An 18,992-nucleotide genomic window follows, 5' to 3' on the forward strand; every position below is an offset into this window, starting at 1 on the left:
CGGCGTCACTCCGCCGCCAGCAATTCCTCCGCCGCGCCGAGATCGACGCTGACGAGGCGGCTGACGCCCTTTTCGATCATGGTCACGCCGAACAGGCGGTGCATGCGGCTCATGGTCACGGCGTTATGCGTGACGATGAGATAACGCGTGTCCGTTTCACGCGTCATCGCGTCGAGCAGGTCGCAGAAGCGGTCGATATTCGCGTCGTCCAGCGGCGCGTCGACTTCGTCCAGAACGCAGATCGGGGCGGGATTGGTGAGGAACAGCGCGAAGATCAGCGCCGTCGCCGTCAGCGCCTGTTCGCCGCCCGACAGCAGCGTGAGCGACTGCAGGCGCTTGCCCGGCGGCTGGGCGAAAATCTCCAGCCCGGCCTCCAGCGGATCGTCGCTGTCGATCAGGGCCAGATGCGCTTCGCCGCCTTCGAACAGGCGGGTGAAGAGGCGCTGGAAGTGGTCGTTGACTTGCTCGAAGGCAGCACGCAGCCGTTCCCGCCCCTCGCGGTTGAGGCTCCCAATAGACCCGCGCAGCCGGCTGACGGCTTCGCGCAATTCTTCCTGCTCGGCGGAATTGGCGCCGTGCTCGCTCTCGATCCGTTCGAGTTCTTCGGCGGCGACGAGGTTGACCGGCCCGATCCGCTCGCGGCTGGCGGTGAGGCGATCCATTTCCTCGCTCTCGGCCTCGGCGTTGGCGATGGCGGTTTCTTCGAAGGCGAATCGTTCGGGCAGCAGCGGGGGCGGACACTGGAACCGCTCGCCCGAGATCCGCGCCATTTCGATGCGGCGGCCATCCTGATTCTCCGCCCGTGCGGCAAGACCGGCGCGGTTCTCGCGCGCTTCGGCGAGCGCTTCGTTGGCCTGCGCGAAGGCCCGGTCCGCTTCTTGCGCGACGGCATTCGCAGCGGTGACGGCTTTCTCCGCCTCGGCCAGTTCTGCGCCGAGCCGCTCGCGGAGCTGGTCGCCCTGTTCGATCTCGCGCATGAGCCCCTCGGGCTTGGCAGCAGTGACGGCGCGCTCCTGCGCGATCTCCTCGGCACGGATTTCCATGTCGGAGAGGCGGCGGGCCGCATCGCCGCTGCGGGCCTGCCAGTTCGCCATGTCGCTGCGCTGCGCCGCCGCCCGTTCCCGCGCTACGGCAAGCGACTGGTCGTGCGCAGCGAGTTCGGCAGCGCGCGCCTGCAGGGTCGAGCGGGCCGCTTCGTTCTGCGCGCGCGAGGCTTCCAGCGAGGCGCGCCCCGCCTGCGGATCGGGCAGCGCGTCGCGCTTGGCTTCGGCTGCGGCAAGGTCCGCCTTGGCCGATGCAATCAACTCGCCATGCTCGGCTTCGTTGCGTTCGAGTTCTTCCAGTCGCGCCGCGAGCCGCTCGCGCGCCGCCTCGGCCTGGTCGAGAGCCCGGAGCGCCTGCCGCTCCGCATCGGCAGTCGCGGCCAGCTCACGTTCGGCAGCTACCAGATCGCGTTGCAACTGGCTCAATTCGCCGCTCGCCGCGTCGAGTGAGGATTGTGCCGTGTCCGCTGCCTCGCGCAGTTCGGGCAGGCGCGCTTCCAGTTCGGAGAAGCGGTTCTCGGCCTCCAGCCGCGCCGCCTCGGCAGAGCCTTCGCCGCGTACCACCAGCCCGTCCCACCGCCGCAAGCTGCCACCCAGCGTTACCAGCGCATGGCCGGGGGCGAGCTTCCGTCCGTCATCGGTTTCAGCAACGTGGACGAGCGCCAGCCGCGCGCGCAATTCGTCGGGGCATCGCTGGACGTGGTCGGAAAGACTGTCTTTTACCGCTGCAGGGGCATCGGCACCGGTCCAGTAACGCCCATCGGCATCGCCATCTGGTGAGCCGAGCAGCGCCTTGCCGTCCCGCCCGAGAGCCGCCGCGACCGCGCGTTCATAGCCCTTCGCCGCCCGCACGCCGTCGATCGCCTGTTGCCTGCCGCTGCGATTTTCGGCAGCGCGTTGCCGCGCTTCGCGGTCGCGCTGCAGGGCATCGTATTCGCGCTGGACACCGGAGAGTTCGGCCTTCGCTTCGGCAAGCGCGGAGGAGGCTTCGTCGCGCTCGGCCTGCAGCTCGCTCTTGCGCGCCTGCATCGTCTCCAGAGCCTCGCGCAGTTGAGCCAGTTCGGACTCGGCCTGCGCCAGCGCCGCCTTCGCCGCATCGACATCGGCGTCGGGGTTCTCGCCCGCCAGTGCTTCGCGCTGCTGCGCCATGCGCCGCGCTTCTGCCTCGACCCGGTCCAGACGCGTGCGCGCCTGCGCGATCTCGGCCTCGGCGACGCGCCATTCGGCTTCCACACCGGCATTGTCCGCCGTCGCCTTGGCGAGCGCGAGTTCGGCGGTGCGGCTGTCGCGCTCGGCCTGCTCCGCCGCGCGTTCGAGGGCGGGGCGCTTGGCCTCGTCGTCGGCGAGAGTCTTCTCGACTGCGGCCAGATCGCGTTCGAGCCGCGAAAGCGCTTCGGCGGCATCCTTGGTCAGCCGGTCCGCCTCGCCGCGATCCGCCTCCAGCCGTGCCGTCTGCCGGTCGAGGTCGGCGAGGCGCTGTTCGGCGGCTTCGAGCTGTGTGGTGAGTGCAGCCATGCGGTGGCCGTGTGCGCTGGCATCGTCGCGCCGGTCGGCCTGCTCCTCGCGCGCCTGCGCCAGAGCCTCCGCAGCCGCGCGCTGCGCCTTCTGCGCGTCGTCGGCCGCGGTCTGGGCCTTGGCAACCCGCGCATCGGCCTCGCGTGCCGCCGTCTTGGCCTCCTCGGCAGCTGCTGCGGCATCGCGCCAGCGGGCGAAGACCAGCCGGGCCTCGGCAGTCTTGATCTGGTCGGAAAGCGTCTTGTAGCGTTCCGCCTGCTTCGCCTGTCGCCGCAGCGAGGCGATCTGGCTGTCGAGGCTGGCCATGATATCCTCGAGCCGCTTGAGATTGGTTTCGGTCTGGCGTAGCTTGCTCTCGGCGTCGCGGCGGCGGACGTGCAAGCCTGCAATCCCCGCAGCCTCCTCCAGCATCTGGCGGCGCTCGGTCGGCTTGGCAGCGATCACCTGCGCGATCTTGCCCTGGCTGACGAGGGCCGGGCTATGCGCACCGGTCGCGGCATCGGCGAAGATCAGCGCGATGTCTTTGGCGCGCACATCGCCGCCGTTCAGGCGATAGGCGGATCCCGCTCCGCGCTCGATCCGGCGAACGACCTCCATTTCGTCGCCATCGTCGTCCGCGCCCTGCAGCACCACTTCGGCGAAGTCGCGCGGCGGGCGGCTCTGCGTGCCGGCGAAGATCACGTCTTCCATCCCGCCCGAGCGCATGGACTTGGGCGAGTTTTCGCCCATCACCCAGCGGATCGCTTCGAGCAGGTTGGACTTGCCGCAGCCGTTCGGACCGACGACCCCGGTCAGGCCGGGTTCGATATGCAGGGTGGCGGGTTCGACGAAGCTCTTGAAGCCGCTGAGCCTGAGCTTCGTAATCTCCATCCCCGCCCCCGCGCTGCCGCGCCTTACCTGGCGCCGGCGCGCTGGAGGATCGGCTCCAGCGCAGCCCAGGTATTGGCGTCCGCCGCCGTGCCGTTGATGAGGAAGGTCGGCGTGCCGGTGATGTTCAGCTCGTCGGACTGGCGCGTCGAATTATCGGCGATGGTCGTATAGGCCTGCTCGTCGGCCAGACATTCGCGTGCCTGATCTTCGCTGAGCCCGCGTGCCGCGAAGAAATCGTAGAAGCCGCCGACTTCGGCGAGCCGCACCAGGCGCTGCTCGGGCGGCAGGTTGAGCGACTGCTCGACCGCCGCCTGGTTCTCGAAGATCGGCCCGAGGACCTGCTGCTGGTTCGCGAAGACCTGGTCCGACAGCGGGATGAAAGCTTCGTCCGCCGTGCAGCGCACCAGCGTCGCAAGCGCGAGGTCGTGCGGCCCGTGAATCTGGTTGCGCAGTTCGAAGCTGACGCGGCCGGAGTTCACATACTCGCTGATCAGCGGCTCCATGCCCTCGGCGGCGAAGCGCGCGCAGGTGGGGCAGGTGAGCGAGGCGTATTCGACCAGCTTGATCGGCGCATCCGGATTGCCGATCATGTAGCCGTCCATGTCGGTAACCGTGACCGTGTCGCTCCACTGGGTGCCTTCGGGCGCCGGGACGGCCGCGACGGCCTCGCCTTCGATCTCGCCGCCGGTATCGGAAGCATCTGAACCGCAGGCGGCCAGTGCCAGTGCGAGAGGGGCGGCAAGGGCGAAACGAAGCGTCTTGGTCATGAATATCCTCTTTGTCGGTAAAGCGGAGGCTAGATTAGGCGAAACCGCCAGGGAAAGGCGGGGTAGGAGGTATCCACAGGGCTTTCCCCCGAAAACGGCGCTAAATTACGTTCAGAGCGCCTTGTCGAGCTGCGGCTGGAGGTCTTCCCAGGCATGGGTGCCATCCAGCAGCTCGCCATTGAGCATGAAGCTGGGCGTGCCGCTTATGCCGTGCGCCTCGATATCGGCGCGCGATCCTTCGGCCAGCGCATTGGCCTTGGTTTCGTCAGCCAGGCATTTGTCCGCCGCGACGCGCGAATAGCCGCGTGCTTCCATGATGTCGTAGAAATCGAGATCGCTGGCGATGGCCTGGAAGCGCGCGCCGAGCGAGCCGAACTGCCAACGGGCGCGCTGCGCCTGCGTGGTCTTGCGCGCCTTGGCCATCCACGCATCGTGGCGCGCCATGAATGCCTCGTGATTGCCGGGGAATTTCTTCGCCTCGCCGCAATGGGTCAGCAGCACGGCTGTCAAGTCCACCGGATCGCGGACAAGATGGCGGATTTCGAAGCTCATCCGCCCGCTGGGCACATATAGCAGCTTGAGCGCCGCATCACCGGTGCGCGAGAAACTGGCGCAGTGCGAGCAGGTGTAGCTCATGTACTCGACCAGCTTGGTTTCGGCCTTCGGATTGCCGAGCAGATGGCCGCCGGATGTTTCCGCGACCATACCGGCCCAGTTGCCGCCCTTCACGGTAGGCCCGCCCTGCGCGCTGGCGCCGAGCGCGAATGTGCTCGCCGCTGCGACAAGAAGGCCTGCGAAAAGCGATGTTTTCCTGCTCACGTGTCGTCCTGTCCCTCGTTGTGCGACCCGAGGCCGCGCGCGAGCGATTCAAGCACCGTGCGCAGTTCGGGATCGCCAATATCGCGCAGACTGTCGCCAAGTTCCATCGGAATCGGCTTGAGCGACGGCGGCGCTTTCGGCTTGTCCTTCGCAGGGGGCGCCTGAACCGCACCTTGCCGCAGCTTGATCCGGGCGACCGCGCGGTAGCCGAAGAAGCGGTTAACCCGCTCGATGATGTCGGGCAGGATCTGCTGGATCAGCGGCGCATGGGCAGGCAGGACGACGAGGTGCATGATCCCTTCGGACTTCTCGCCCGGCGGGAAGCGGATCATCTCCGGCGTGCAGACGCGGGAATGGGTGTCGCCGACGATCTCCGGCCAGCGGCTGACGACCGAGCTCTGTACGAAGCCGAAGCGGCGAAAGGCGCTGCGCCCGATCTGCGGCATGAGGTCGCTGATCGGCTTGGCCCCGCCGCCACGCGGGCGACTATAGGTCTTCGGTTTTTTTCCGCCTACCGCTGCGCTGCCTGAAGCGCGCGGCTTTTTCGCGCCCGTCTTGCTGTCGTCCCGTTCCATTGCACCTGCCGCCATGCCATAGGCGCGGCGTGGCCGCCACTGTCTCCGAAACTTTGCTCGACTGGTACGATCGCCATGCGCGCGACCTGCCGTGGCGCGCACTGCCCGGAACGCCTGCGCCCGAGCCGTATCGCGTGTGGCTGTCCGAGGTGATGCTCCAGCAAACTACGGTGGCTGCCGTAAAGCCTTACTTTGCCGCATTCACCAAGCGGTGGCCGACGGTCGAAGCGCTGGCTGCTGCGCCGGAGGAAGACGTCATGGCGGCATGGGCGGGGCTGGGGTATTATTCGCGCGCCCGCAATCTGGTGAAATGCGCCCGCGCAGTGGCGGACATGGGAGCTTTCCCGTCCAGCGAGAAGGAACTGCGCCATCTGCCCGGTTTGGGCGACTACACCGCCGCTGCCGTCGCCGCGATTGCCTTCGATAGGCGCGCAGTGGTGGTCGATGCCAATGTCGAACGTGTGGTCGCCCGGCTGTTTGCCATCGACGAGCCACTGCCCGGCGCGCGTAAGGCTATCCGGGCGGAGGCGGACATGATCACGCCCGACGAGCGCGCGGGCGATTTCGCGCAGGCGATGATGGATCTGGGCTCGTCGATCTGCACGGCGCGTGACCCGAAGTGCCTGCTGTGCCCGCTGGCGGACGAATGCGAAGGCAGGATGGCCGGCGATCCTGCCCGCTTGCCGGTGAAGGCGCCGAAAAAGGCCAAGCCGCTACGCAAGGGCCGCGCGTGGTGGATCGAGCGCGACGATGCGGTCTGGCTCGTGCGGCGCGAGGGCACCGGGATGCTCGGTGGGATGCGCGCACTGCCCGACGATGGCTGGAGCGCGCGCGGCGAAGGGGAGGGCGGACCGGACGGCGAAGCGCTCGGCCTGGTGCGCCACGGCTTCACGCATTTTGATCTAGAGCTCTCGGTCGAACGGCATGACGCACCGATGGGCGAGGGCGAATGGTGGCCGCTCGACAAGCTCGACGAGGCTGGCCTGCCGACGCTGTTCGCCAAGGCCGCTCGGCTGGCGCTCGCCTAGAGTATCCCGCCGCCGAGGCTCAGCCGGATGACGGCTATAAGCAGCACGATCAGGTTGAAATTGCGCCCCGAATTGCTCGACGAAAGCTGCCCCACGATGATGCCGATCACGATCAGCGGCAAGGCGAGCCAATTGGCCCAGCCGAGGAAGGGGATGGTCGCCGGAATGACGATGACGAGCGAGACGAGTCCGAAGAGGAACGAGAGGATGTTCAGCATGTGTCTTATATGGTTAGGACAGCGGCCATAATCAAGCGTTTCAATTCGCAATTGACCGTTCAGCTATGGTCCCGCACATAGCCGGGCGACCCCCACGGAGAGGATTTTCATGGCATATCGCGAATTCGACACCCCGCAGATTTCCCGCCGCTCGCTATTGCGCGGCGGTGCCTGGCTGACCGCGAGCGCCGCGCTGGCGGCCGTGCCGATGGGCCGTCAGGCGTTCGCGCGCACTCCAACTGCCACGTGGACGAATGTCGAGGCGATGGTCGATAAATATGTCGGTTCGCGCAAGGTCGCCAACATGGTTGCGACGCTCGGCTGGGGCCAGCGCGATCCGCTTACCATCGCGCGTGGCACGCTGGCGCTGGGAGGGCCGACCAAGGTCGATCCCGACAGCTTGTATCGCATCTATTCGATGACCAAGCCGGTCACCGGCATGGCCGCGATGATGCTGGTTGACGAAGGCCGCCTCGGCCTCGACCAGCCGATCGCCGAACTGCTGCCCGCTTATGCCAATATCCAGGTGCAGAAGACCTATGACGGCTCGATCGAGGATGTCGTCCCGGCAGAGCGGCCGATTACGGTGCGCCACCTGCTCACCCACACGGCAGGTCTCGGCTACGGCATCGTCCAGAAGGGCCCGATCACCAAGGCTTACGAGCAGCGCGGTCTCGTGCCCGGGCAGGTCAGCCGCATGCCGATACCCGGCATCGGGCGTGCGCAGGCGGTCGAAGGTCTCGATGTGTTCGCGGACCGGCTGGCCGAACTGCCGCTGGTTCTGCAGCCCGGCACCAAATGGAGCTATTCGGTCGGCCTGGACCTCATGGGCCGCGTGATCGAAGTCGCCAGCGGGATGGCATTCGACGCGTTCCTGAAAGAGCGGATTTTCGAGCCGACCGGGATGGACAGCACCTTCTTCACTGTGCCGGAGAGCGAAGTGGACCGCTTCACCACCAATTACGGCATTCTCAACAACACGCCGCTGCCGATCGATCCGGCGAAGGCGTCGATCTATCTCGACAAACCGGCTTTCCCCTTCGGCGGGGCGGGGCTCGTCTCCTCCAGCCGCGATTACGACCGCTTCCTGCGCATGCTGCTGGGCTATGGCGCGATCGACGGCAAACGCGTGATGAGCGAAGCTGCGGTCAAGCTCGGCACATCGAACCTTCTGCCCGATACCGCGACGACCGAGAACACCTGGGTCGAAGGACAGGGCTTCGGCGCAGGCGGGCGCGTGTCCGACGGTAGCTATGGTTGGGGCGGCGCGGCCGGCACGGTCGGCTTCGTCAATTTCGCCGCAGGTTTGCGCGGCACGCTGATGACGCAGTACATGCCGTCCGAAGCCTATCCGATCCATGCCGAATTCCCCAAGGCCGTGATGGCCGATCTCGCCGCCATGCAGGCGGCACGGCAAGGAGCGGGAGAGGCGCTTTGATTGCCTTCACCGGCTCGCGCCTCGACCGCGCGGATCATGTCCGCGCCGATCCGGAGCGGCTGGCAGGGTACATGAACTGGAAGGCGCGACTGCTCGCGCTCGACGGATTGATGCCCGCACTCGACGACGAGGGGCGGCTCGGGTGGGGCACGCTAGCCGACGCGCCGGAAGATGCGGAGCTGTGTTTTCTCGGCCTCGACGAGGGTAAGGCCTGCTTCGCCGCCGTTCCGCCGCGAGGCGATTCCCGGCCGCGCATGGCGAACCCGCAGCTCTGGTCGCTGATGGCGACGCTGTCGCCCGACGACCTGGCGCTCTACGGCGGCGCGCGCAGCCTGACCGACTGGCACGCCCGCCATCGCTTCTGCGCGCAATGCGGCGGCGACACGAAGATTGCCAAGGGCGGCTGGCAGCGCGACTGCAGCAGTTGTGGTGCTAGCCATTTCCCGCGCACCGATCCGGTCACGATCATGCTGGTCGAGTTCGAGGGGCACCTGATGCTCGGCCGCGGGCTCGGCTGGCCGGAGGGCAGCTTCTCCGCGCTCGCCGGCTTCGTCGAACCGGGCGAAAGTATCGAGGAAGCGGTCGCTCGCGAGGTGCTGGAAGAAGCGGGCATTGAGGTGCGCGACGTCAGCTATGTCGCCAGCCAGCCGTGGCCTTTCCCCAGCCAGCTGATGATCGGCTGCCACAGCCACACCGACAGCGACGATCTCACCATCGACGAGACCGAGATGGCGGAGATCGAATTCTTCACCCGCGCCGATGTCGAAGCGGCGCTTGCCGGCGATGGCCCGTTCCGCTGCCCGCCGCGCCATGCTATCGCGCATCACCTGATGGAATGGTGGGTGAACCAATGAGCGAGCCGAGAACCTTGCGGATCGATATCTGGTCCGACGTGATGTGCCCCTGGTGCCTGGTCGGCTGGGGCAATCTGCAAAAGGGTCTCGAACAGCTGGATGGCGAGATCGAGGCGGACATTCGCTGGCATGCGTTCGAGCTCAATCCCGACATGCCCGCCGAGGGCGAAGAACGCACCGCGCATATCGCACGCAAATACGGTTCGACGCCGGATCAGTCGCGTGCCGTGCAGGGCCGCATGCGCGAGGCTGCGGAGACGGCGGGCGTCTCGCTCGATTACGAGGGAACCGATCCGGCGCCCGAGGCGATGATGTGGAACACCTTCGCTGCGCACAAGCTGCTGACCTGGGCGGGCGAGGAACATGGTCCCGAGAAGCAGACCGAACTGAAGCTCGCGCTGTTCAAGGCGCATTTCAACGAGCGTCGCAATATCGGCGAGGAACCGGTGCTGCTCGACATCGCGGAGAGCTTCGGCCTCGACCGCGCATCGGCCGAAGCGGCGCTCGCCAGCGAGGAAATCGCCCACAAGACCCGCGCCGAAGAACGCGCGGCGTGGGACCTCAACATCTCCGGCGTGCCCGCGATGATCGTGGAGAACAAGTTCATGATCCCCGGTGCGCAGCCGCCCGAAGCCTATGTAAACGCCCTGCGGCGGGTGGCGGAAAAAGTGCCCGCCTGAACGAAAACGCCCCACCGGTCCGGCGGGGCGCTTGTCTTCGAATTGTTAGGCTGATCAGCCGCGCGAATCCTGCATCGCGGCAAGGGTCTTGTCGCCCTTCTTCGCATCCTGCTGCGGATTGTCGGAGCCGACTTCAGGCTCGCGATTGGCGGGATCCTTGGCGCTGTTCTCTTCGCCCCGCTTGCCGACACGGCGATTGACCTCGCCGCCTGCGGAACCCTGATGGCTCGGCGTCGGGTTTTCGGTCAGTTCGTCGATATAGTCGTTGTCGGGGTGCATGGATTGACGTTCGGGCATGGGTATCTCCTTCACGGAACCAATGGTCGGGAAGGGCGGCTAGTTCCGCAAAGAAACCCGCGCGATGAAGCCCGAAACGACGATGGCGCCACCCGCGGGGGCAGCGCCATCGAATTGCATTGGCTTGTCGCCGCTGGTCAGCAGTTGCCTTCCACACCGTCGGCGCAATCGCCCACGGATTCGACGTCTTCGCCGATACCGTCGACGGTATTGCAGGCCGACAGCAGCGCGGCGGCGCCGAATGCGAAAATGGTCAGGACACGTTTTTTCATTGTCATACTCCCCTGGCGCCGGGCGAAATTGTCCGGGCGACGGGCAATCAACAACTTATCGAGCAAGCCGTTCCAACGGAGTGGCAGGCAGGGCCTTAGATCAAGCCGAGCCGTTCCAGCTTTCCGGCGAGCTTGCCGGGCAGGGCGTCGCCGATATCCTCACCCTCTTCCAGATCGCGCGGCGGTTCGCCCTTGAGATAACGCCAGCCCTGATGGGCGCGTTTGGGGCGCGGGTAGACGCGGACGAGTTCGGGCTTGAGATCGATCGACCAGCGTCCGGTTTTCGTCTCGCTGAACCCGAGGATCTCGCTGCGCGCGACGATACTGTGCTGGTGTATCCAGTAGAGCGAGCCGCCGACGCACTGCTCCCATTTGGTCGGGCGATAGCGGGTGGTCAGGTTCGGGCTGCGCCGCTGCGCGTACCAGCTTTCGATGTCGTCATAGGATTGCGCACCGAAAGCGATCTTGGTCAGGTGGAGCGGCATGGGATGGATGTAGGGGGTGCTGCCCCCGAGTCAAACCACCCCCAGCGCCACCGCCAGGCCGAGGAAGGCGAAGAAACCCATCGAGTCGGTGATCATCGTCACGAACACGCTGCTCGCCACGGCCGGGTCCTGGTCGAGCCTCTCGAAAGCGACGGGAACCAGCACACCCGCGAGCCCCGCAACCGCCACGTTGATCACCATGGCGAGTGCAATCACGATGCCAAGCAACGGCGTGAAGATCGCCGCGGTCGCCGCGCCGATCAGCACGGCGATGGTCGCGCCGTTGAGCATGGCTACGCGCATCTCGCGCCACAAGATGCGCCGCGTGTTGCTGCGGGTGAGCTGGTTGGTGGCGATGGCGCGCACCGTCACCGCCATGGTCTGCGTGCCCGCATTGCCGCCGATGCTGGCGACGATCGGCATCAGCACGGCCAGCGCCACCAGTTGCTCGATCGCTGCGCCGAACAGCGCAATGATCAGCGATGCGACCAGCGCCGTGCCAAGGTTCGCGACCAGCCAGCGCACGCGGGCGGAGTAGGCCTCGCGGATCGGCTCGTTGATGTCGCCTTCGCCCGCGCCGCTCATCAGCAGCGCGTCCTCGCCCGCTTCTTCGGAGATGATGTGAACCACGTCGTCCACCGTCATTTGGCCGACCAGTCGCCCGTCGTCGTCCACCACGGCGGCGCTGATGAGGTTGTACTTCTGGAACATCAGGCCGACCTCTTCCTGGTCGAGCAGGACGGGGATCAGCGTCTGGTCGCGCTTCATCACATCGGCCAGCGCGATGGCGCGCGGGGCGCGCAGCACCCAGCTGAGCGCACAGGTGCCGACCGGATGGTGCTTCTCGTCCACCACGAAGATTTCGTAGAATTCGTCCGGCAGCTCGCGCCCGTCGCGCAGATAATCGATCAGGTCGCCGACGGTCAGGTGTTCCGGCACCGCCACGAGGTCGCGGCTCATCAGACGGCCGGCGGTTTCCTCCGGATAGGAGAGCGCGGACTGGATCGCGATCCGGTCTTCCAGCTCGACCTCGGCCAGGATGGCGCGCTGGTCGGCCTCGTCGAGATCCTCGATCAGCTGGACCGCATCGTCGGTTTCCAGCTGGTCGACGATCTGCGCGACTGCCTCGGGCGGCAGCGCTTCCATCATGTCCTCGCGGACGTAGTCGTTGAGCTCGGCGACCACGTCCGACGTCATCAGGTCGGTGATGGCCTCGGCGAGCTGGTAGCGTTCCTCGCGCTCGAACAGCTCGAGAAGGTCGGCGATGTCGGCGGGGTGGAGCGGTTCGACAAGGTCGTAAACGCGCGCCGTGTCGCCTTCGTCCAGCGCTTCCTCGACGCTTTCGACATATTCCTTCTTGAGCGTGTTCTCCTCGTCCATCCGCTCGTCGTCGATGCGGTCGTCCGGGCGCGCCTCCTCCTCCGGCTCGCGCGCCAGCAGGAAACCGTCTTCGTCGCCAATGGACTGGGGGGCGCGGTCGCTCTCGCTCATGCGCTCGCTCTAGGCACAGGCTCTCGAAAAGCAAGCCGTGACACAGGCGCTGCGTTTGCTAGGGAGGCGCCAACCGAAATACAGGAGACGAACAATGGCCGACAAGTTGACCTTCACCCTCGACACCGGCGACGGTGAGAACAAGGACGTGGTGATCAAGCTGCGCCCCGACCTTGCGCCGAACCATGTCGAGCGCATCACCACGCTGGCAAACGAGGGCTTTTACGACGGCGTGGTCTTCCACCGCGTCATCCCCGGCTTCATGGCGCAGGGCGGCGATCCGACCGGCACCGGCATGTCGGGCAGCGACAAGCCCGACCTCAAGGCCGAATTCAACAGCGAGCCGCACACCCGCGGCACCTGCTCGATGGCCCGCACCCAAGTGCCCGACAGCGCCAACAGCCAGTTCTTCATCTGCTTCGACGACGCCGAATTCCTCGACGGCCAGTACACCGTCTGGGGCCAGGTCGAGAGCGGCATGGAACACGTCGACGCGCTGCCCAAGGGCGAGCCGCCGGCAAACCCGGGCAAGATCGTGAAGGCGACTGTTGGGTAATCTCCGCAAAGCTTTTGCATTGATGGCCAGCGCGGCTTCGGTCGTGCTGGCCTCATGCGGTGTGGGTAAGCCGAAAATTCCCGAGATAGGTGAGGGTCTTACGCAGTCAGCAATCGAAGGTCAGGAAGCGTTCGACGCTCGGATCAGGGATCGGTTCGCCGTAGGTTCGTCCGTGGATTTGATGACGTCGGAACTTCTTGAGCAGGGCTTTGAAGAAAGCACGTTTGAGAAAGAGAAGTTTCGAACACTCGATTATCGGAACGACCGATTTCCCGTCCATACGCTTTGGTCGGTCAGGTGGCGTGAGAGCGAAGGCAAAATAACGGAAATTTGGGGCGTGTTTGGCCACACCGGCCCATGATGCGTCGGATTGAAAAGTTGGATTCCAGAAGCTAAAGCGCCTCCTCCCATGAAACCGACCAATTCCCCCAAGACCTACAGGGTCAAGAGCTTCGGCTGCCAGATGAACGTCTATGACGGCGAGCGCATGGCCGAGATGCTGGGCGAGCGGGGCATCGTACCTGCGGCAGAGGGCGAGGAGGCCGACCTCGTCGTGCTCAATACCTGCCACATCCGCGAGAAGGCGGCGGAGAAGGTCTATTCGGACATCGGCCGCCTGACCAAGGCGGGGCGCGAGGCGGGCAAGGAGCCGTTGATCGCGGTCGCGGGCTGCGTTGCGCAGGCCGAGGGCGAGGAGATCATGAAGCGCTCCCCGGCGGTCAGCATGGTCGTCGGCCCGCAGGCCTATCATCGCCTGCCCGACATGCTCGACAGGGCGGTGCAGGGCAAGCGGGCGACCGACACCGACATGCCCGCCATCGCCAAGTTCGCCGCACTGCCCGAGCGCCGCCGTGTGAACCCCGCTGCCTTCCTCACCGTTCAGGAAGGCTGCGACAAGTTCTGCACCTATTGCGTGGTGCCCTATACCCGCGGCGCGGAAATCAGCCGTCCCTATGCGGACCTCGTCACCGAGGCGCGGAAGCTGGTCGATGCGGGCGCGAAGGAAATCACGCTGCTGGGCCAGAACGTCAGCGCATGGTCGGGCGAGGACGAGAAGGGCCACACAGTCGGCCTCGCGGGCCTGATCCGCGACCTCGCCAAGGTCGATGGCCTCGCCCGCATTCGCTACACCACCAGCCACCCCGCCGACATGGACGACGCCCTGATCGCCGCGCATGGCGAGATCGACAAGCTCATGCCCTTCCTCCACCTGCCGGTGCAGGCGGGCAGCGACCGAGTGCTGAAGGCCATGAACCGCAGCCACACGGCGGAAAGCTATCTCCGCCTGCTCGAGCGTTTCCGCGCCGCGCGGCCCGACCTCGCGCTATCGGGCGACTTCATCGTCGGCTTCCCCGGCGAAACCGATGCCGAGTTCGCAGAAACCCTCGCGCTGGTGGACGAGGTCCGATACGCACAGGCCTTCAGCTTCAAATACTCGCCGCGTCCCGGCACGCCCGCCGCTACGATGGACGGTCAGGTCGCGAAAGAGGTCATGGACGAGCGCCTCCAGCGCCTCCAGGCTGCGCTCAACCGCGACCAGCTGGCCTTCAACGAGTCGAGCGTCGGGCGCGCCTGCGAAGTCCTTGTCGAGCGTAAGGGCAAGCACGAGGGCCAGTGGCTCGGCAAGACCCCGTGGCTGCAAAGCGCCTGGTTCGAGGGCGATGTGGCGATCGGCGACCTCGTGCAGGTCGAACTGCTCGAAGCGGGCCCGAACTCGCTCAGCGCGAAGCTGCGCGAACGCGTCGCTGCCTGAGCTTCTGCCAGCGCGTCAATCCTTCGCGCGGATCACCTTCTTGCGGTATTCCGACCAGGCGGCGTCGTGGATCTGCTCGCCGCGCGCCGTGCGCGGCAACCGGTAAAGCGCTTGGAGATAGGCCCAGTCGAATTCGGTCATTTCCTGCGGCGCGGCATCGGCGTCGAGGAATAGCGACAGGATCGTCGGCGTCGTGTCCGGACCGTCGGACGCCATATCGTCGATCGAGGCGAAACTGCGCATGGAGGCGTAATCCGCCAGCTGCTGCAGCGTCTTGCCCGGCACCAGCGCGCGTTCCATCAGCACGACCGAGCCGATCATGTCCATGCGGATCTGCTGGGCCATTCGCGTGGCGTTGAAGGGATCGCCCGCCTTAACCTGACGCGGCGGATCGCCGACCTCGATCACGGCCAGCTGCTTGCCGTCGACCTCTCTCTCTTCGGTCGAATGCCATGCATGCGCCCCGCCGCTGCCGCGCAGGATCCGGTCGTATTCGTAATCGAGCAGCGTAGAAAACAGCCAGGGCGCGTCCTTGCGCAGCTGCTTCACTTCCTCGGGGCCGTCGTCCACGAAGGCGACCAGCGTATTCACTCGGCATCCTTCGCCGGCAATCGCGATGTCGAGCCGCCGCGCATTGGCCTCGATCCGGTCGATCAGCACGCCTGCATAGGCGGGATCCATGCCCATCACGCCGACGCAAATCTGGCCGTACTGGCGGGCCAGCGGCTTGTCGACGCGGGGGCGGCGAGTGATGGCCCGGGTCATGCCCTCGACCCGCTCCATGGCCTCCTGCTCGCGCTCGCCCGTCACGATGATGACTTCTTCGGCAGGATCCGCGTCCTGCGCCATCAGGGGGGCAGCGCTGGACAGGCAAAGAGCGATGGCGGAGCAGATCGTGAGCTTTTTCATGGCGCTATTCCAGTATTCCCACGGCAGAAAGCCAAACCGTTTTCGGCAGATGCCCCAGCCGTTCGACCAACGACTTGCGCAACTGATCAACGCACAACCGGATGACATCGATATTACTATCCACCATCCGGAGGGGGCCTCCAGCTTGCGCGCGCCATAATCGGGCCTACATTTCCGACTCGTACACGAAAGGAGCGCATGGCCCGTAAACCCGCACCGAAGGACGCCAGGTCCTTCACCCCGCCGCCCAGTCCGCAGCGCGAGGTTCGCCGCGCGCAGGTCGATATCAGCTTCGACAACCAGAGCCTGCTCGGCGCGCTGTTCGGCCAGTTCGATGCGAATCTGGTGCAGGTGGAAAACCGGCTCGGCGTGTTCATCTCGGCCCGCGGCAACCAGCTCCATATCGAAGGCCCCGAAGACAGCGTCGCCCGCGCGCGCGACGTTTTAAAGGCGATGTACGACCGGCTCGCCATCGGGCAGGAGCTCGACGGCGGCGCGATCGAGGCGCTGATCGCCATGTCGGACGAGCCCACGCTCGACGGGATCGTCGATGCCGAACCGGGCAAGGGCAAGAACGCCCCGCCGATCATGATCCGCACCCGGCGCAAGACCATCGTCCCGCGCAGCGCGATGCAGGCGACCTACATGCGCAGCCTGGTGCGCGACGACATCATCTTCGCGCTCGGTCCCGCAGGCACCGGCAAGACCTATCTCGCCGTGGCGCAGGCCGTGGCGCAGCTGATCACCGGCAGCGTGCAGCGGCTGATCCTCAGCCGTCCGGCGGTGGAGGCGGGCGAGAAGCTCGGCTTCCTGCCCGGCGACATGAAGGAAAAGGTCGATCCATACCTGCGGCCGCTCTACGATGCGCTCTACGACTGCATGCCGCCCGAACAGGTCGAGCGGCGGCTTGCTTCGGGCGAGATCGAGATCGCGCCCATCGCCTTCATGCGCGGGCGCACGCTGGCCGATGCCTTCGTGATCCTCGACGAAGCGCAGAACACCACGCGCGAGCAGATGAAGATGTTCCTCACCCGCTTCGGCCAGAACAGCCGCATGGTCATCTGCGGCGACCCGAACCAGGTCGACATCCCCGGCGGCGGCGGCATGAGCGGCCTCGCCGATGCGGTCGGCAAGCTGGAAGGCGTCGAGGGTTTCGGCACAATCCGGTTTACGGCAGCAGATGTGGTCCGCCACCCGATCGTGGGGCGGATCGTCGAGGCGTATGAGGGGCCCGGAGGGTAGGGCGGCAAATGTCCGCTAACGACTCGATTGCGGACATTGTTGCGAATAGTTAGTTTCGCGTCCCATGAGACGCTTCCCTCTAACGTATGCGTGCGTTTTGTCCGTCGCAGCGTGTTCACCTGCACCCAACAATAATGTAGCTCTTGAGACGACGGATGGGCCTCCACTTCGGTTAATTCTTGAACTCGAAGAGCGACTATCACGTGACCCCTGCCTCAAAGATATCGCGACGATGCGCAGAGAGTATCGCTATGGGATGCGAGACGGAGAAGAAAATCGGGAGCTGATCGATATCAGCGTTCAAGAGGCTGGTTGGGATGACCTACCAGGCGGGATATACGTCAAAGGGCAATCCAATTTCGGTTTTTTTGATAGCCGTTCTTACTTTGCGGCCTTTGCAACCTATCACATTGCAAATGACGATTTGGACCTGTGGGCGTGTGGTGACAATGCCGCAGGTGACCAGTCAATTCGCCATAGATCGCGATATTGATGGACGATCAGCGTCCGCTTCCCACCCAATAGCCGACGGCGCCAGCCGCCGCTTTCCTACCTTCGGATGCTCCGCTAGATGACGCAGATGGCCTACGGTTTCCCCTGCACGCTCCCATCAGTTTGCATCCCGCGAATGGAGGGCAGGTTTTTCCCCATTGGACAGTGTAACATGCGGTCCATGTCTCGGAAATCGGCGGGCTGATGGACCTTGATGTCGCACTGGATGGGTGGACGGAGGCGCTGGACTGGGAGGGCCTTGCCGAGCGTGCGGTCCAAGCTGCAGCGATGGTGGAGCCGTTGTTGGCGAGTGAGCGATTGACCGCCTCGCTGCTCTTCACCAGCGACAAGCAGGTGCACGATCTCAACCGCGAATGGCGCGGCAAGGACAAGCCGACCAATGTGCTCAGCTTCCCCATGTTGGAGCGCGACGACCTACTCGCGCTCGCGCCCGACGGCCCGCCCGAGATGCTCGGTGACATAGCGATTGCTCATGAAACCTGCGCGCGGGAAGCGGCGGAGAAGGGCGTCAGTCTCGAACATCACATCGCCCATCTGATCGTCCACGGCCTGCTCCATCTCGCGGGGCACGACCATGTCGATAGCGACGCGCAGGCAGAGGCCATGGAAACGCTCGAGATCGCCGCTCTTGCAAAAATGGGCATCGCCGACCCATATGGGGATCGCAACTGATGGGAGCGCATTGTTAGGGCCATGCCCGATTCGTCATCACCCGCCGGAGACGCGGAGAGTAGAAGCGGGCTGTGGCTCGCAATCCGGAAAATGTTCGATCCCGACGGCGGCGAGCGCAGCCTGCGCGCGCAGCTGGAAGAAGCTATCGACGAGCACGAGGACGAGAACGGCGAGGACGAGCCCGAGCATAGCGGCACGGGCGACCTCTCGCAGGTCGAGCGCCAGATGCTGCGCAACCTGCTGCACTTCTCCGAACACGATGCCGACGACGTCGCCGTGCCGCGCGGCGAGATCATCGCGATGAACGCCACCGCGAGCTGGGACGAGCTGGTGGAGACCTTTGCCGAACACGGCCATTCGCGCATGCCCGTCTATCGCGACCAGCTCGACCATGTGATCGGCATGGTCCACCTGAAAGACGTGTTCCCCTATCTCGCGCGCGGAGACGAACCGCCGGCGGACTGGACCGTGCTGATGCGCCAGCCGCTCTACGTGCCGCAGACGCGCAACGCGCTCGATGTGCTGGCCGATATGCGCGCCCAGCGGATGCACCTGGCAGTGGTGGTGGACGAGTTCTCCGGCACAGACGGGATCATCACGATCGAGGATCTGGTCGAGGAAATCGTCGGCGAGATCGAGGACGAGCACGACGACGCACCCGAGGAATGGATCGTGCCGATCGGCGCCGGGATGTGGGATTGCGACGCTCGCGCCGAGCTGGACGATGTGGCCGAGCAGGTCGATCCCGCGCTCGCCGAGGTCGAGGAATCGGTCGATACGCTGGGCGGCCTCGCCTTCGTGCTGGCGGAACAGGTGCCGCAGGTCGGCACGGTGGTCGCGCATCCGAGCGGCTGGCGGATCGAGGTCACCGATGGCGACGAGACGCATGTGAAGCGCCTTCGCCTGCACGAGCCTGCCAGCGAGGACGAGGGCGAAAGCGACTGATCGCATTGTTGCACGAATCCGCACATTCGCCCTCGACAGGCGCGCGTCCC

21 protein-coding genes are annotated in these 18,992 nt (G+C 65.6%); 11 read left to right on the forward strand and 10 right to left on the reverse strand.

What is annotated here, in order from left to right; translation table 11 throughout:
* Positions 1 to 5: 5 nt before the first annotated feature.
* The 4 genes from smc to P8R33_RS06565 all read right to left on the reverse strand — a co-directional run bounded on the left by smc (position 6) and on the right by P8R33_RS06565 (position 5,604).
* Entirely contained in the window at positions 6 to 3,428 is a 3,423-nt protein-coding gene (gene smc, locus P8R33_RS06550; protein WP_278328190.1) for a chromosome segregation protein SMC, read from the reverse strand.
* A gap of 23 nt (positions 3,429 to 3,451) precedes the next feature.
* Positions 3,452 to 4,195, reverse strand: a complete 744-nt coding sequence (locus tag P8R33_RS06555) for a thioredoxin domain-containing protein (RefSeq protein WP_278328191.1) — start codon at positions 4,193 to 4,195, stop codon at positions 3,452 to 3,454.
* Between the two features lie 111 nt (positions 4,196 to 4,306).
* Positions 4,307 to 5,014, reverse strand: a complete 708-nt coding sequence (locus P8R33_RS06560) for a DsbA family protein (RefSeq protein ID WP_278328192.1) — start codon at positions 5,012 to 5,014, stop codon at positions 4,307 to 4,309.
* Complete coding sequence (locus tag P8R33_RS06565) at positions 5,011 to 5,604, reverse strand: DUF721 domain-containing protein (protein ID WP_278328193.1); 594 nt, start codon at positions 5,602 to 5,604, stop codon at positions 5,011 to 5,013. The genes P8R33_RS06560 and P8R33_RS06565 overlap by 4 nt, the downstream gene beginning before the upstream one ends.
* Positions 5,605 to 5,618: 14 nt before the next feature.
* Between P8R33_RS06565 and P8R33_RS06570 the strand changes: the two genes are divergently transcribed.
* The gene (locus tag P8R33_RS06570) at positions 5,619 to 6,617 is read left to right on the forward strand and encodes an A/G-specific adenine glycosylase (RefSeq protein WP_278328194.1); all 999 of its coding nucleotides are present in this window, start codon (positions 5,619 to 5,621) and stop codon (positions 6,615 to 6,617) included.
* On the opposite strand, the gene P8R33_RS06575 is transcribed toward P8R33_RS06570, so the two are convergent.
* On the reverse strand, positions 6,614 to 6,835 hold the full coding sequence (locus tag P8R33_RS06575) for a hypothetical protein (RefSeq protein ID WP_278328195.1): 222 nt from the start codon (positions 6,833 to 6,835) through the stop codon (positions 6,614 to 6,616). The two genes, P8R33_RS06570 and P8R33_RS06575, sit on opposite strands and share 4 nt — an antisense overlap.
* Before the next feature lie 109 nt (positions 6,836 to 6,944).
* Here P8R33_RS06575 and P8R33_RS06580 point away from each other — a divergent pair, with 109 nt between their 5' ends.
* The 3 genes from P8R33_RS06580 to P8R33_RS06590 all read left to right on the forward strand — a co-directional run bounded on the left by P8R33_RS06580 (position 6,945) and on the right by P8R33_RS06590 (position 9,807).
* Positions 6,945 to 8,273, forward strand: a complete 1,329-nt coding sequence (locus P8R33_RS06580; RefSeq protein WP_278328196.1) for a serine hydrolase domain-containing protein — start codon at positions 6,945 to 6,947, stop codon at positions 8,271 to 8,273.
* Positions 8,274 to 8,344: 71 nt separating this feature from the next.
* On the forward strand, positions 8,345 to 9,127 hold the full coding sequence (gene nudC / locus P8R33_RS06585; RefSeq protein ID WP_278328808.1) for an NAD(+) diphosphatase: 783 nt from the start codon (positions 8,345 to 8,347) through the stop codon (positions 9,125 to 9,127).
* Positions 9,124 to 9,807, forward strand: a complete 684-nt coding sequence (locus P8R33_RS06590; protein WP_278328197.1) for a DsbA family oxidoreductase — start codon at positions 9,124 to 9,126, stop codon at positions 9,805 to 9,807. The genes nudC and P8R33_RS06590 overlap by 4 nt, the downstream gene beginning before the upstream one ends.
* Positions 9,808 to 9,861: 54 nt before the next feature.
* On the opposite strand, the gene P8R33_RS06595 is transcribed toward P8R33_RS06590, so the two are convergent.
* The 4 genes from P8R33_RS06595 to mgtE all read right to left on the reverse strand — a co-directional run bounded on the left by P8R33_RS06595 (position 9,862) and on the right by mgtE (position 12,352).
* Positions 9,862 to 10,104 carry a hypothetical protein gene (locus P8R33_RS06595; protein ID WP_278328198.1) on the reverse strand — a complete coding sequence of 81 codons (243 nt, stop codon included), beginning with the start codon at positions 10,102 to 10,104 and terminating at the stop codon, positions 9,862 to 9,864.
* Positions 10,105 to 10,241: 137 nt separating this feature from the next.
* A complete protein-coding gene (locus P8R33_RS06600) occupies positions 10,242 to 10,376 on the reverse strand; it encodes an Entericidin EcnA/B family protein (RefSeq protein WP_278328199.1) in 135 nt (44 codons plus the stop codon).
* A gap of 95 nt (positions 10,377 to 10,471) precedes the next feature.
* Positions 10,472 to 10,861: a DUF1489 family protein gene (locus P8R33_RS06605; protein ID WP_278328200.1), complete on the reverse strand. Its 390-nt coding sequence runs from the start codon at positions 10,859 to 10,861 to the stop codon at positions 10,472 to 10,474.
* A 30-nt stretch (positions 10,862 to 10,891) separates the two neighbouring features.
* Entirely contained in the window at positions 10,892 to 12,352 is a 1,461-nt protein-coding gene (gene mgtE, locus P8R33_RS06610; RefSeq protein ID WP_278328201.1) for a magnesium transporter, read from the reverse strand.
* 94 nt (positions 12,353 to 12,446) lie between these two features.
* On the opposite strand from mgtE, the gene P8R33_RS06615 reads away from it, so the two are divergent.
* From P8R33_RS06615 to miaB, 3 genes are read left to right on the forward strand one after another with little or no spacing between them, the layout of a single operon-like run.
* On the forward strand, positions 12,447 to 12,908 hold the full coding sequence (locus tag P8R33_RS06615) for a peptidylprolyl isomerase (protein ID WP_278328202.1): 462 nt from the start codon (positions 12,447 to 12,449) through the stop codon (positions 12,906 to 12,908).
* Positions 12,901 to 13,269, forward strand: a complete 369-nt coding sequence (locus tag P8R33_RS06620; protein ID WP_278328203.1) for a hypothetical protein — start codon at positions 12,901 to 12,903, stop codon at positions 13,267 to 13,269. The genes P8R33_RS06615 and P8R33_RS06620 overlap by 8 nt, the downstream gene beginning before the upstream one ends.
* 48 nt (positions 13,270 to 13,317) lie before the next feature.
* The gene (miaB, locus tag P8R33_RS06625) at positions 13,318 to 14,661 is read left to right on the forward strand and encodes a tRNA (N6-isopentenyl adenosine(37)-C2)-methylthiotransferase MiaB (protein WP_278328204.1); all 1,344 of its coding nucleotides are present in this window, start codon (positions 13,318 to 13,320) and stop codon (positions 14,659 to 14,661) included.
* Positions 14,662 to 14,676: 15 nt separating this feature from the next.
* Here miaB and P8R33_RS06630 read toward each other — a convergent pair whose 3' ends face one another.
* On the reverse strand, positions 14,677 to 15,570 hold the full coding sequence (locus tag P8R33_RS06630; protein WP_278328205.1) for a hypothetical protein: 894 nt from the start codon (positions 15,568 to 15,570) through the stop codon (positions 14,677 to 14,679).
* A 198-nt stretch (positions 15,571 to 15,768) separates the two neighbouring features.
* Between P8R33_RS06630 and P8R33_RS06635 the strand changes: the two genes are divergently transcribed.
* From P8R33_RS06635 to P8R33_RS06650, 4 genes are all read left to right on the forward strand, one after another.
* Positions 15,769 to 16,812, forward strand: a complete 1,044-nt coding sequence (locus P8R33_RS06635; protein WP_278328206.1) for a PhoH family protein — start codon at positions 15,769 to 15,771, stop codon at positions 16,810 to 16,812.
* Between the two features lie 64 nt (positions 16,813 to 16,876).
* Positions 16,877 to 17,305 carry a hypothetical protein gene (locus tag P8R33_RS06640; RefSeq protein ID WP_278328207.1) on the forward strand — a complete coding sequence of 143 codons (429 nt, stop codon included), beginning with the start codon at positions 16,877 to 16,879 and terminating at the stop codon, positions 17,303 to 17,305.
* Positions 17,306 to 17,508: 203 nt separating this feature from the next.
* On the forward strand, positions 17,509 to 17,997 hold the full coding sequence (ybeY, locus tag P8R33_RS06645) for an rRNA maturation RNase YbeY (RefSeq protein WP_278328208.1): 489 nt from the start codon (positions 17,509 to 17,511) through the stop codon (positions 17,995 to 17,997).
* Positions 17,998 to 18,018: 21 nt separating this feature from the next.
* Positions 18,019 to 18,942: a hemolysin family protein gene (locus tag P8R33_RS06650; protein WP_278328209.1), complete on the forward strand. Its 924-nt coding sequence runs from the start codon at positions 18,019 to 18,021 to the stop codon at positions 18,940 to 18,942.
* Positions 18,943 to 18,992: the final 50 nt, after the last annotated feature.

The organism is Qipengyuania flavescens, assembly GCF_029688735.1.
Taxonomy (GTDB): domain Bacteria; phylum Pseudomonadota; class Alphaproteobacteria; order Sphingomonadales; family Sphingomonadaceae; genus Qipengyuania.